Consider the following 12,861-nt stretch of genomic DNA (forward strand, 5'->3'; position numbering starts at 1 on the left):
TTCTGCGACCAATAGCTCCTTATTTATTTATTTTTGACAACGGCGACCCTGGTCTGGCTGACGGCCCACTTGCCAGCGAAGGCTTGCAGGTCATTCAGGCGTTTGAGCAGATCCGCGCCCAGCGTGGTCACCGTGTAGCCATTCGTGCCGTGACCGAGCAGGCCGGCGGCGCGCAGTTCCTTGATTCGCGTGTTAAGCGTATTGGGGGTAATGCTACCGATGCTATCTTGCAACAGGCGAAAAGTCTGGGGATGGCCGTCTTTCAGTGCCCACAGCACACGCAGGGCATAGCGTGATTCCAGCAATTCAAGCAACTCGCTTACGGCTGCATTTTCTTTGGCGCTCATGGGGGTCATCTCCTGTAGTAGATCGGGTCTTACGGGTTCGCGGTTTATTGAAAAGCAAAAAGCTTGAGCCCAATATAACGCAAATTTCCCTCTGCTACGAGTTTTATAGCTGGCGATGCCCGTGCTGTTTGGACTACAGGGCGAAAACTCTTTCAAATACGGAACGAGGACAGCGGCAATGCGACGCGCACATCAGGATGGCGGATGCGTTGTTTTTTTGCCGTTGCGGCGCCAGATCATGCAATCATGGCGCTCGCCTGCAAATCTACCGCGGCACCTGTTTTTGAAGAGGTCATGATGGCTTCAATCACCTGCTGCACGCGTAGCGCCGATTGGCCGGTGACTGCGGGCGTGGTGCCGCCTTGGACCGCTCGAATGAAATCCTTCAGCACGGTCCGGTGGGCTGCATGATCAAAATTCATGGGGTTGGCAACGCCACCCGTGGTTTGCCGGGCACCTAGCGTGAGGGTTTTTTCGCCGGCGAACGCCACCTGTAATTCTCCTGCTTTCAGTTTTGCCGTCCCTCGCGTGCAATTGAGCTCGATGCGCTCGGCAAAACCCGGGTAGGCGGCGGTCGTGGCTTGTACGGTAGCGGAACGTCCCCAATTGAACTGCGTTTCCTTCTGCCATTACGAGCCCGGAAAAAGCCGCATGGGCCGAACGGTTTACCGCTTCAGCACGCAACCTGACCGCTGGCGGTCTTTAGCACCGGGGTTCCAGAAGGCGCGCCCAACAAAAAAACGGTCAGCGCGCAACAAGGCGCTGACCGTTTTCGTTGAGACTGCTGTTTTACAGCGTGTCGATGAAGCTGCGCAGCTTGTCGCTGCGACTCGGATGCTTGAGTTTGCGTAAGGCCTTGGCTTCAATCTGGCGAATCCGCTCGCGTGTAACGTCAAATTGCTTGCCGACTTCTTCCAGCGTGTGGTCGGTGGACATTTCGATGCCGAAACGCATGCGCAACACCTTGGCTTCGCGCGGCGTGAGGCTGTCCAGGATGTCTTTCACCACATCGCGCAGACCGGCCTGCATCGCCGCTTCAAGCGGGGCGGTGTTGGCGCCGTCCTCAATACAGTCGCCCAGGTGCGAATCGTCATCGTCACCGATCGGCGTTTCCATCGAGATCGGCTCCTTTGCGATCTTCATGATCTTGCGGATCTTTTCTTCAGGAATTTCCATCTTCTCGGCCAGGATGCTGGCGTCGGGTTCAAAGCCGAACTCCTGCAGATGCTGACGTGACAGGCGGTTCATCTTGTTGATGGTTTCTATCATGTGCACCGGGATGCGTATGGTGCGGGCCTGGTCGGCAATCGAACGCGTGATGGCCTGACGAATCCACCAAGTCGCGTAAGTCGAGAACTTGTAGCCGCGGCGATATTAAAACTTGTCCACGGCTTTCATCAAGCCGATGTTGCCTTCCTGGATCAGATCGAGGAACTGAAGGCCACGGTTGGTGTATTTTTTCGCAATCGAAATCACCAGCCGCAAGTTAGCCTCAATCATTTCCTTCTTGGCGTCACGCGAATTGGATTCACCTTCGTTCATGCGCTTGTTGATATCTTTGAGGTGCAACAGCGGCACCACGACACGCGCCTGCAGTTCGCCCAGTTTGGTTTGCAACTCCTGGATCGGCGGAATATTGCGCGCCATCACCGTGGACCAGGGCTTGCCGGAGGCAACCTGTTTTTCGACCCATTTCAGGTTCAGCAGGTTGGGCGGGAAGTCCTTGATAAAGACTTCCTGTGGCATGCCGCATTTTTCAACGATGATGCGGCGCAGTTCGCGCTCCTTCTTGCGCACGTCCAGCACCTGCCCGCGCAGCAGGTCGCACAGCTTTTCAATGGTCTTGGCGGTGAAGCGCACCGTCATCAATTCTTCGCTCAGCGCATTTTGCGTCTTGGCGTAAGTCGGCGTGCCGTAGCCTTCCTTGTCGTAGGTTTTGTGAATCTTTTCAAAAAACGCGGCAACCTTGTCGAAACGGCTGAGTGCTTCCTTCTTTAGTTCTTCCAGTTTTTTGGTCAGGGCTTTCGAGCCGCCCTTGCCATCATCGTCGTCATCCTCATCGAACTCGTCAAAGTCCTCCTCGGCCACATAGTCGTCAGCTTCGTTGGGGTTGGAAAAGCCGTCGACGACGGTGGAAATGACGATTTTTCCCTCCCGAATTTCGTCCGCCAGTCGCATGATTTCGGCAATGGTGGCGGGACTCTCCGAAATGGCCTCCATCATGCGCATCAGGCCACCCTCAATGCGCTTGGCAATTTCGATCTCGCCTTCGCGGGTCAGCAGTTCGACCGTGCCCATCTCGCGCATATACATGCGCACCGGGTCGGTGGTGCGGCCAAACTCACTGTCAACGGTGGACAGCGCCGCCTCGGCTTCTTCTTCCGCTTCTTCTTCCGTGGCGACGGTGGCGCCTGTGTTGTTGAGCAGCAGGGTTTCGGCGTCAGGAGCCTGCTCGTACACCGCAACGCCCATATCGTTGAGCATGTTGATGACGACTTCCAGCGTCTCGGCATCGACCAGCTTGTCGGGCAGGTGATCGGAAATTTCGCCGTGCGTCAGGTAGCCACGCGTCTTGCCGAGCTTGATCAGGGTTTTCAGGCGCAGGCGGCGCTTGAGGATATCTTCCTCGGACAGGACGGTTTCGTCCAGGCCAAACTCCTTCATCAGCGCGCGTTCCTTCGCCTTGCTGATTTTCATGCGGAGCGGTTTGACTTTTTCAGTCGTCGTCTCAACTACGGCGGGTTCTTCGGTGAACTCCGCTTCGATGTCCGACAGATCCACTTCACCTTCCTGCTTGATAACGCTCTTGGGCTTGCGGCCACGCTTGGCACCCGCCGCTGCCGGTGCGCCATCGGCCACGGCAGGGTTTTTGGGTGGGCGGCCAGGCTTCTTTTTCGCAGGCGCAGCAAGCAGTGCGTCAGCGGCGGCGAGCAGCTGGGCTTGGGTGGACTTGAACGGAACAGCTGGAATTTTCTTCAGTGGCATGTCGGGTTTCGCAGATTTTGAAAGCGGTTTGTGTACCGGAGCATCTTTGGTGCTGTACTTAGGGGATATGGCGGGTTTTCCGGACTTTTCAAGCTTTGCATTTCCGGGTGGTGGCTGGGTGGCCACCTTCACAACCGTACTCGTTAAAGCTTTCGCTGCCGGCCTCGCGGTCGGCTTGAGGGCCGTTTTGACTGAAGACCGCGTCCCCGCCTTGGCGGCTGTGGTGGCTTTTGGCTTCACAGTGGCTTTTGGCAACTTGCCGGGCTGCGTTGCGGGCTTGGACTTTGCAAAAGGCATGAAACCTCCAGTTGTCGGAAAAACTGCCAAATATCGATCAATTACCAGTCAACAAAAATGCGCTTGCGCTTGCGCTTGAGCAGGCACTCTGGGCGCAGGTGACGAAAAGTCAGAATTTAAAATATGAGCGGTAAAGCAAGTCAGGGCGCATGAGCACGCTATACCTGTTTTTTAGGCAAGCTGTTTGGGCGAACATTTGGAATGCAGTCCTTGCGGGAGGTGGCCGTCTCGTGTGTGAGTGCCCGTTGTGACGGGGGCCGGTGCCGGAGGTGCTGCTGTCGCGCTTGCCGAAGAAAATCGGATTATACCGTAAAAAGCTTGATTTCGTCTCTATTTCTACTGCTTTTGACCGGTAGTTTGCATTCTCGATTTTTCAGTCAGCTCACGCAAACGCTTGAAGGCAGCAGGGTCTGTCGCGGCGCGCGCCGCCAGTTCGGTTCTTTCGCGGGCCAGTTCCAGCTCCAGCAACTCGTTCAGGATCCTGCGAGTTTCACCCCAGTCGTAGTCGACACCCTCAAGAACCTCGGCAAACTGGACCACCGCATGATGTTCCTGGGCGTGACCGCGCAAGGCTTCGCGCAGGGCGGCCCAGGGCTGGGGTCCGTGTTCGTGCAACTGGGCTTCCAGCCAGGCAAAAAGTGGTCCGTGTGGCGTCGGCAGCGTCAGCAGCAAATGGTGCTCTTCAGTGCTCAGGCGATCCCAGCTCTGTGGCTCCGTCAGCAGCAACCTGAGTACCCGGTCTTCGCGGCTGGCGGGAAGGACGCGACCCGCCACCCGGCGCGGTGCGCGGTTGGCCCCCATGGCTGGTCGGCTGAATTTGCCGGCAGCAACCGGTGACGGTGGAAAGTAGGGCTCGGACGACGCATAGTCGGCCTCTTCGCGCAAGTTCATGGGGTAACCCGAAAATTCGGGGAAATCATGGCTCGGACCCGCATCCTTTGGTGTTTCTGCTTTTTGGTTGTTGGTTGACGGCCTTGAGCTGCTATTATTTTTATAGTTTGTTTTGCGCCCAGAAGCGCTGGGCTGCCAGAGCTGCAGCAGTTCCCGGCTGTCAATCATGACCCGGTCGGCAATTTCGGCGAGCAGCTGCGGTTTGAGTGCACCATCAGGCAACAGACCCCACAGCGGCCTGGCGTTGCTGGCCATGTGGGCGCGGCCTTCGGCGGTGTCCAGATCGCAGCCGTCGGCTGCGGCTTCGAGCAGAAAGCGGCTGAGCGGCACGGCCTTGCTGACATAGACGGCAAAGCCCTGCTGGCCGTGTTCGCGAATGTAGCTGTCCGGGTCGTGCTCGGTCGGCAAAAATAAAAACTTGACGGTGCGCACATCGCTGGCAAACGGCAGGGAGGCGTCCAGCGCCTTGCGCGCTGCGCGGCGGCCCGCATTGTCGCCATCAAAGCTGAAAACTACTGAATCGGTAAAACGAAACAGCTTTTGCACATGCTCGGCGGTGCACGCCGTTCCCAAAGTGGCGACCGCATTGGCAAAGCCCAGCTGGGCCAGCGCCACCACGTCCATATAGCCTTCCGTGACCAGTGCGTATCCATGCTCACGCAGGGCGGTACGCGCTTCAAACAGGCCGTAGAGTTCGCGACCTTTGCTAAACACCGGGGTTTCGGGCGAATTAAGGTATTTGGGTTTTTCATCGCCCAGCACTCGGCCGCCAAAGCCTATGCACTCGCCCTTGATATTGCGAATCGGGAACATAACCCGGTCGCGGAAGCGGTCGTAGCGCTTTGTCTCGCCCTGGTTGCCGTTCGCGTTTTCCTCCTCAGCCTCTCCGCTGATGACCAGGCCGCTTTCGACCAGCAGCGGGTCGTTATAGTCTGGAAACACGCTGGCCAGGCTGCGCCAGCCCTCAAGGGCGTAACCCAGGCCAAAAGTTTTGGCGATTTCGCCGGAGACGCCGCGGCGCTTGAAGTAGTCGATGGCCCGGTCAGAACTGCGGAGGTTCCTGATATAGGCCATGCCGGCTTTTTCCAGCACTGTGGTCAGCGTGGCCTGTTGTTCGCGTATTTGAGCGGCTTTGGCGCGGTCTTGTGGCGAAACATCGTCTTCGGGCACCTGCAGGCCATATTGCTGAGCCAAATCTTTGACGGCTTCGATGAAGGTCATGCCGGCTTGTTCCATCAAAAAACTGATGGCATTGCCGTTTTTTCCGCAGCCAAAGCAATGGTAGAACTGTTTTGTCGGGCTGACGCTGAAAGAGGGTGATTTTTCGCCATGAAACGGGCACAGGCCCATGAAATTGGCACCACCTTTTTTTAGATGCACGTAGCGGCCGACGATGTCTACGACGTCCGCGCGCGCCAGCAACTCCTGAATAAATGATTGGGGTATGGCCACAAGCGGTATTGTGCCTCCCCGTTCCTCCGCTCTCCCGGTCGCCGTTCGTTCCGGAGTAACCAAAGGGGGGTTTCTCTGTGCCCCGACTGGTTACATCTTTTGCACGCCTGCCAAGGTACTTTATTTCCCCCCCAGTGTTGCGACAACCAGGGCCTGCAGATCCGTCGGGGGTGATCAGGCAACCAAGATGGCCGTTTGGCCCAGATCACGCAATTGAACCGTCAGGCTGACGCGGCCGCTGTCAAGATCGTCAACCCAGCGACGAGCGCCTGATCGCGGTGGGGATTGATTCAGCGCTGCACTGCACACCGTTTTCTGCGCCGGATCTGGCGGACCAGGTCCAAAATATGACCGCGCTGCATCCAATAAAATTCAGGCGGCTTCGTTGCAGGAGCGTCCGATGGCCTTGATTCCGAAGCAGGATCCCACGATGCGGGTGGATGGCGGGCGCAATCTGGAAAAACTAGATCTCTACCGGGAAGGCGGGGGACACCGTCTGACCAGCAATGTCAGCGACAGGAACGCTGCGGGCTTGTGAAAAAACTTTCAGGATGCGGCACCGCAGCGAATAATTCTCGACAAGCCCTAGCGAGTCAATGCTCCGTCGCCGGCACTGGTTGCCGCCAGCGACCTCTTCACCTTCATGGCCAACCACTACGGGCTGTCAGTCAGACGAAATGACGCGGGGCTGCCATGACAGCATAAAATTTAAAAACACCAGGAGACAGCATGACCAGCATTTTTGACCAGGACCTTCCCCGCAACGAGGCGAACTACGCTGCGCTGTCGCCGCTGTCCTTCATCGAACGTACCGCCGAGGTCTACCCAAACCGCCTGGCGATCGTGCATGGCGACTTGCGCCGCAACTGGGCCGAAGTCTTCACACGCTGCCGCCAGCTGGCCAGTGCGCTGCAACGGCACGGCATCGTCAAAGGCGACACGGTGGCGGTGATGCTGCCCAACACGCCGCCCATGGTGGAGGCCCATTTCGGCATTCCGGCGACCGGCGCGGTGCTTAATGCGCTCAATACCCGGTTGGATGCAGAAACCCTGGCTTTCATGCTGGATCACGGCGAGGCCAAAGTCGTCATCGTCGACCCGGAGTTCGCCGAGATCATGCAAAAGGCCCTGTCCCTGCGCAAGGCCACCTCGCCGCTGCTGGTAATCGATGTGGAAGACGCTCTGTACACCGGCTCGGTGCAGCGTCTGGGCAGCTTGAGCTACGACGATTTCCTGGCCACGGGTGACGTCAATTTTGCCTGGCAATTGCCGGCCGACGAATGGGATGCGATTGCGCTGAACTACACCAGCGGAACCACCGGCAACCCAAAAGGGGTGGTTTACCACCACCGCGGCGCGGCACTCAATGCGGTGTCCAATATCCTGGAATGGGACCTGCCCAAACACGCGGTGTATTTGTGGACGTTGCCCATGTTTCACTGCAACGGCTGGTGTTTTCCGTGGACGGTTGCGGCGCGCGCCGGTGTCAACGTGTGCCTGCGCCGTGTTGATCCACAGGCGATTTTTGACGCTATTCGCCAGCACGGCGTGAGCCACTATTGCGCCGCGCCCATCGTTCATGGCCTGCTGGTCAATGCCCCTGACAGCATGAAGCAGGGCCTGAGCCGCAGCGTGAAAGCCATGGTGGCCGGCGCTGCGCCACCAGCCTCGATGATCGAAGGCATGGAGGCGCTGGGCTTCGAGCTGACCCACGTTTACGGACTGACCGAGGTCTATGGTCCGGCCACGGTGTGCGCTACCCAGGCGGGCTGGGAACTGCTCGATATCGGCGAGCGCGCCCGGCTCAATGCCCGCCAGGGCGTGCGCTACCACCTGGAACGCGATGTGCGCGTGCTGGACCCGCTGAGCCTCCAGCCGGTTCCGCCCGACGGTGAGACCATGGGCGAAATCATGTTCCGGGGCAACATCGCCATGAAGGGCTATCTGAAAAATCCCGCAGCCACGAAGGAAGCGTTTGGCGGCGGCTGGTTTCACAGCGGTGACCTGGCGGTGATGTACCCCGATGGCTACATCAAGATCAAGGACCGCAGCAAAGACATCATCATCTCCGGCGGCGAAAACATCTCCTCCATCGAAGTCGAAGATGTGCTCTACCGGCATCCTGATGTGCTTGCAGCAGCCGTGGTCGCCAGGGCCGACGCCAAGTGGGGTGAAACGCCCTGCGCCTTCGTCGAGCTGAAGGCCGGCGCGACCTGCACTGAACAAGACATTGTGGCGCACTGCAAAAAGCATCTGGCCGGCTTCAAGGTGCCGCGTGCGGTGGTGTTTGGCGAACTGCCAAAAACCTCGACTGGCAAGATCCAGAAGTTCGAGTTGCGCAAGCAGGCAGGCTCGGCGGCGGCGATAGACACCTGATCGCGTCTTGACCGAGAGGCATGGCGGGCGCGACCGGCAGGCGGTGCGGGCACCCGCCATGCCTGGAGATTATTCAGCTGTCGTTGGATCGATCATCGTTCGAACTGCCACCACTTTGTTGGCGCGAAAGCCGCCGTGGCGTGAAGGCTCTCTCACCATGGCTTCGTTCGGTGCGATGGAGACGCAATCGATCTTGTCGTCGGTCACGTAGCTCACGATCCGTTGAATCGAGGGTTTAAGCTTGTGTAATGCGGTTCAAGACTTTGAAGAGATCGCATGACGTTCGGTTGTGGCCAAATTTCCTGCATCAGAAATTTCGCGTTCGATTACCTACTTAAGGCGTGTCATTTCTTTGTAGGTGGCGATGAATTTCACGGCGTGCAACTGCAACCGATGCGGCTCGTAGCCTGACCCAACATTGACCGGAACGCCGGCGGAATCTGCTGGCGATTGTCGGTTTTGCAACTGCTGGGGGATAAGTCGCTTCAGGTCAAAGACTGCCGCAAGGGACCACCAGGCGCGATCAATTCTTCGGTGATTTTACTTTTCGCGTTGCATCGATTCACCGCGTTATCAGTAAAAAAAAGGAGCCTCCGAGCTTCCATGAGTACTCTTTTTTTTAGAGCTGCCAGCGCCCGTGATTCAGGGGCGACACCGCTATTTTTTTGATATTTCCATCAATCGCCCATCACCATGCCTTCGCGCCTCGGGTCGGCGCCGCCTATCCACAGTTGCATGCCATGGGCTTGGCCGCGCGTAATGGCTTGCGTGCCGCTGATCACGGCTTGCTCTCGCACCTCGGCGCCGCGCGTCCTGAGCGCCTCCACCGTGGCGGGTGCAAAACGTTTTTCTTCTAGGATGCTGGGGCCGTTGAACGAGCCGAAGCTGGGCAGGTCGATGGCTTGCTGCGGCATCAGGCCCCAGTTCAGCACGCCGTATAGCGTTCTGGCGACAGAGTGAATGATCGACGCGCCGCCCATGCTGCCGGCGCTCATGACGAGCTGGCCGCTGTTTTTGTCAAAGACCAGCGTAGGCGCCATCGACGAGCGCGGACGTTTGCCGGGCTGCAGGCGGTTGGCCACGGGCTTGCCGTCAGCATCGACAGGGGCAAAGCTGAAGTCGGTCAGTTCGTTGTTCAACAAAAAGCCCTTCACCATCTGACGCGAGCCAAAGGCGTCTTCAACCGTGGTGGTCATGGCGATCGCATTGCCATAGGCGTCAACGATGCTGATGTGCGAGGTGCCGTATTCGGGCTGCTCCGGCATCGGCGCGTAAGCGGCTTTGGCCGGGCCGGGCTCGCCGGGTTTAGCCGTTTTCATGCTTGGGCCGGTTGCCTGGATCAGCCTGGCGCGCTCACTCAGGTAGCCGGGGTCCAACAGGCTCATCCAGCTGCCGCCGGGCGGTTGCACGAAGTCAGGGTCGCCCAGGTACTGGCCTCGGTCGGCAAAGGCCAGCCGTGAGGCTTCGGTGTACAGGTGCAGCCAGTCGGCCGAGGGCGTGGGTGATTCCGTGCCAGGCACGCCGCCCATGCCGGTTACCAGGCCCAGTGTGGCGGCTGGCGTGTGGTTCATGATGCCCAGAATTTGCCCGATGGCAATGGCGCCCGAGCTGGGCGGTGGCATGCCGCAGATGCGGTAAGTTTGCTTGTTGGCGCTGTAGTCTGAGCAAATCGGGTCGCGCTTTTTGGCTTGGTAGCTGGCCAGGTCGCCAAGCGCGAGTTTGCCGGGGTTGGTCGGGTGTTTCCGTACTTTGTCCACGATGGCTTGGGCCACCTCGCCTTCGTGCAGGCCTTTGGAGCCCTCCGCAGCTATTTTTTTGAGCGTAGCGGCCAGCTCCGGGTTGCGCAGGTTGAAGCCCATAGCGTGCGCATTACCGTCGGGCTTGTAGAAGTAGGCGGCCGCCGTCGGGTCTTTCTTGAGGTAGGCGTCATCCCTGACCTGCGTGGAGAGGCGGGCGCTGACCTTGAAGCCGCCTTCGGCCAGCGTGATCGCGGGTTCAAACAGTTTGGCCCAGGGCAATTTGCCGTACTGCCGGTGCACCATTTCGAGCATGCGCACCGCGCCCGGCACACCGACCGAGCGGCCGCCGATCACCGCGTCGTTAAACGGCATGGGCTTGCCGTCGACGCCGATGAAGAGCTTTTCATCGGCGGCCGCGGGCGCCGTTTCGCGCCCGTCGAAGGCTTCGACGTCCTTGCCGTTGTAGTGCAACAGGAAGGCGCCGCCGCCAATCCCGCTGGACTGTGGCTCTGCCAGCGCCAGCACCATCTGCACGGCGAGGGCCGCGTCAATTGCCGAGCCGCCTGCCTTTAAAACCTGGTAGCCCGCATCGGTGGCCAGCGGGTTGGCTGCGGCAACTGCAAATTTGGTGGTGGCCCAGCCGGGCTTGGGGCTGAAGCCGACGGAGCCTTCGGGCTGCGCCGGAACGGTGTACGCAAACTGGCTGGTGGGGCTGGGCAGGCTTGAGCAGGCTGCCAGAAGCGCGGCAAGCGCAATGGAAGTCAACACGCGTTTCATGCAATCTCCTCGGTTTTGATGAGTTGCGAGATTAACCCTGAGGCCCGTGCGCGGCGAGCGTGAAAACGCTAATCGCGGGCCATATGACCCGCATGTCCAGCCGTTGCGGCTTTAGTACGCTATAAAAAACATAGCGACAAAGCGATGTTTTTTTGGGGACGGCGCAGGTCGCCTAGCGCGGTGCCAGGCGAATCGCGCCGTCCAGACGAATCACCTCGCCGTTCAGCATGTCGTTTTCAATAATGTGTTTGGCGAGTTTTGCGTAGTCCAGGGGCGTGCCCAGCCGTGATGGGAAGGGCACCGATGCGGCGAGCGAGTCCTGCACTTCCTGGGGCATGCCAAACATCATGGGAGTGCCGAAGATGCCCGGCGCAATCGTCATGTTGCGGATGCCGTTGCGCGCCAGGTCGCGGGCGATCGGCAACGTCATGCCGACAATGCCGCCCTTGGAGGCGCTGTAGGCCGCCTGGCCGATCTGGCCGTCGTAAGCGGCGACGGATGCAGTGGAAATCAGCACGCCGCGTTCGCCGGTGGCTTCGGGCTCGTTCTTGCACATGGCGTCGGCTGCCAGACGGATCATGTTGAAGCTGCCGATCAAATTGACGGTGATGGTTTTGCTGAACACCGCTAAACTGTGCGCGCCGCTCTTGCCTACGGTTTTTTCCGCCGGAGCAATGCCCGCGCAGTTGACCAGACCCATCAGCTTGCCCATGGCAACGGCCTTGGCCACGACGGCCTGGCCGTCAGCTTCCTGACTCACGTCGCACTTGACGAACGCCGCCTTGCCTTCGCCAAGTTCTTTGGCAATGGCTTCGCCTTTTTCAGCCTGCATGTCGGCGATCACCACCTTGGCGCCGTTGGCGACCAGCATGCGCGCCGTGCCTTCGCCCAGACCTGATGCGCCACCGGTGACGATAAATACCTTGCCTGCAATTTCCATGACTTGTTTCCTTGAGTTGAAGGTTAAAAAACGTGCGTAAAAAAGGAAGCGGAGCGCCCGCTTCGATATTGACGTTAACGTAAACGTAAACATCAATTATGGCTGATCACGGGGCGGAGCTGAAGCGCTGTCGCAGCGCGGCGAAGACCAGACAAGCCCGCGTACGGATTGCGCAGTAGCCGACAATAGGGCAGCTGGTGCAATGCCGTCCACGCCTGCCGTGGTGGCTGTTTGATTGCCAAAAAAAAGAACGAGTGAAGTTGAATGAGTCAGATGACCAATGGTGCGACGCGGATTTTTGGGTGCTTGCCACGCCTCCTCTGGCGCCTGGCGCTGCCGGCCTTGCTGGTCGCTGGCTGCGCTTCGCCGCCCGTGACACCGGTCAACCCTCTTCCCGCCGGGGACGTGAAAGCGGGACCGCTGATTAAAAAACCGCTGAAAATCGGCCTTGCCCTGGGGGGTGGCGCAGCCCGCGGTTTTGCTCACGTCGGGGTGATTGCCGTGCTGGAAGAAGCCGGACTCAAGCCACAGATCGTGGTCGGTACCTCGGCCGGCAGCCTGGTGGCCGCCATCTATGCCAGCGGGAAAACCAGTGCCCAGCTGCAGCAGACCGCGCTCGGGATGGAAGAAGTCGCGATTACCGACTGGATGCTGCCGATTTTCGGCAAAGGCATGTTTCGCGGCGAGGCGTTGGGTCGCTATGTCAATCAGCTGGTGGGTGGGCGCCTGATTGAAAACATGGCGATTCCGCTTGGCATTGTGGCGACTGACCTGAACAGCGGCCAGGCCGTGTTGTTCCAGCGCGGTGATACCGGCACGGCGGTGCGAGCCTCAAGCGCCGTGCCTGCCGTGTTTGTACCGGTAAAGATCAGCGGCCGCGAATATGTGGATGGCGGCTTGGTGTCGCCGGTCCCGGTGCGTTTTGCGCGGCAGATGGGCGCGGACATCGTAATTGCCGTTGATATTTCCAGTCCGCCCGAGGGTAACCCGGCTGGCGATACGCTGCAGATCCTGTTGCAGACTTTCGCCATCATGGGCAAAAGCATCAACCAGTACG

The 12,861-nt window shown here is 59.1% G+C and carries 9 protein-coding genes and 2 pseudogenes; 4 read left to right on the forward strand and 7 right to left on the reverse strand.

The window, feature by feature from the left end; genetic code table 11:
• Positions 1–23 precede the first annotated feature (23 nt).
• The 3 genes and pseudogenes from HHJ19_RS04220 to rpoD all read right to left on the reverse strand — a co-directional run bounded on the left by HHJ19_RS04220 (position 24) and on the right by rpoD (position 3,332).
• On the reverse strand, positions 24–347 hold the full coding sequence (locus tag HHJ19_RS04220) for a winged helix-turn-helix transcriptional regulator (RefSeq protein ID WP_296904363.1): 324 nt from the start codon (positions 345–347) through the stop codon (positions 24–26).
• A gap of 236 nt (positions 348–583) precedes the next feature.
• On the reverse strand, positions 584–892 hold the full coding sequence (locus HHJ19_RS04225) for a Gfo/Idh/MocA family oxidoreductase (protein ID WP_296904378.1): 309 nt from the start codon (positions 890–892) through the stop codon (positions 584–586).
• Positions 893–1,136: 244 nt separating this feature from the next.
• Positions 1,137–3,332, reverse strand: a pseudogene (rpoD, locus tag HHJ19_RS04230) (RNA polymerase sigma factor RpoD).
• Here rpoD and HHJ19_RS04235 point away from each other — a divergent pair.
• Entirely contained in the window at positions 3,331–3,708 is a 378-nt protein-coding gene (locus HHJ19_RS04235) for a hypothetical protein (protein WP_296904365.1), read from the forward strand. The pseudogene rpoD and the gene HHJ19_RS04235 sit on opposite strands and share 2 nt — an antisense overlap.
• Positions 3,709–3,965: 257 nt before the next feature.
• Here the strand turns inward: HHJ19_RS04235 and dnaG are convergent, their stop codons facing one another.
• On the reverse strand, positions 3,966–5,972 hold the full coding sequence (dnaG, locus tag HHJ19_RS04240; protein WP_296904367.1) for a DNA primase: 2,007 nt from the start codon (positions 5,970–5,972) through the stop codon (positions 3,966–3,968).
• A gap of 400 nt (positions 5,973–6,372) precedes the next feature.
• Here dnaG and HHJ19_RS04245 point away from each other — a divergent pair, with 400 nt between their 5' ends.
• Both HHJ19_RS04245 and HHJ19_RS04250 read left to right on the forward strand, forming a co-directional pair.
• The gene (locus HHJ19_RS04245) at positions 6,373–6,510 is read left to right on the forward strand and encodes a hypothetical protein (protein ID WP_296904368.1); all 138 of its coding nucleotides are present in this window, start codon (positions 6,373–6,375) and stop codon (positions 6,508–6,510) included.
• A 191-nt stretch (positions 6,511–6,701) separates the two neighbouring features.
• The gene (locus tag HHJ19_RS04250; protein WP_296904370.1) at positions 6,702–8,348 is read left to right on the forward strand and encodes an acyl-CoA synthetase; all 1,647 of its coding nucleotides are present in this window, start codon (positions 6,702–6,704) and stop codon (positions 8,346–8,348) included.
• Positions 8,349–8,417: 69 nt separating this feature from the next.
• Here HHJ19_RS04250 and HHJ19_RS04255 read toward each other — a convergent pair.
• From HHJ19_RS04255 to HHJ19_RS04265, 3 genes and pseudogenes are all read right to left on the reverse strand, one after another.
• A pseudogene (locus HHJ19_RS04255) lies at positions 8,418–8,585 on the reverse strand (nickel-binding protein); the annotation flags it as partial.
• A gap of 440 nt (positions 8,586–9,025) precedes the next feature.
• Positions 9,026–10,864, reverse strand: coding sequence for a gamma-glutamyltransferase family protein (locus tag HHJ19_RS04260; RefSeq protein ID WP_296904372.1), 1,839 nt, complete (start codon positions 10,862–10,864; stop codon positions 9,026–9,028).
• Positions 10,865–11,036: 172 nt separating this feature from the next.
• A complete protein-coding gene (locus HHJ19_RS04265; protein ID WP_296904374.1) occupies positions 11,037–11,804 on the reverse strand; it encodes a 3-hydroxyacyl-CoA dehydrogenase in 768 nt (255 codons plus the stop codon).
• Positions 11,805–12,068: 264 nt separating this feature from the next.
• On the opposite strand from HHJ19_RS04265, the gene HHJ19_RS04270 reads away from it, so the two are divergent.
• Positions 12,069–12,861 (forward strand): patatin-like phospholipase family protein (locus tag HHJ19_RS04270; RefSeq protein WP_296904376.1); only part of this gene is annotated, 793 nt, incomplete at its 3' end.

This window comes from Polaromonas sp., assembly GCF_012927415.1.
Lineage (GTDB): Bacteria > Pseudomonadota > Gammaproteobacteria > Burkholderiales > Burkholderiaceae_C > Polaromonas.

Bases quoted from the DNA above. Each gene is read 5' to 3' on its own strand.
- HHJ19_RS04220 (WP_296904363.1), bottom strand. From the start codon at position 347: ATGAGCGCCAAAGAAAATGCAGCCGTAAGCGAGTTGCTTGAATTGCTG.
- HHJ19_RS04250 (WP_296904370.1), top strand. From the start codon at position 6,702: ATGACCAGCATTTTTGACCAGGACCTTCCCCGCAACGAGGCGAACTAC.
- HHJ19_RS04235 (WP_296904365.1), top strand. From the start codon at position 3,331: ATGTCGGGTTTCGCAGATTTTGAAAGCGGTTTGTGTACCGGAGCATCT.
- HHJ19_RS04265 (WP_296904374.1), bottom strand. From the start codon at position 11,804: ATGGAAATTGCAGGCAAGGTATTTATCGTCACCGGTGGCGCATCAGGT.
- HHJ19_RS04260 (WP_296904372.1), bottom strand. From the start codon at position 10,864: ATGAAACGCGTGTTGACTTCCATTGCGCTTGCCGCGCTTCTGGCAGCC.
- HHJ19_RS04245 (WP_296904368.1), top strand. From the start codon at position 6,373: ATGGCCTTGATTCCGAAGCAGGATCCCACGATGCGGGTGGATGGCGGG.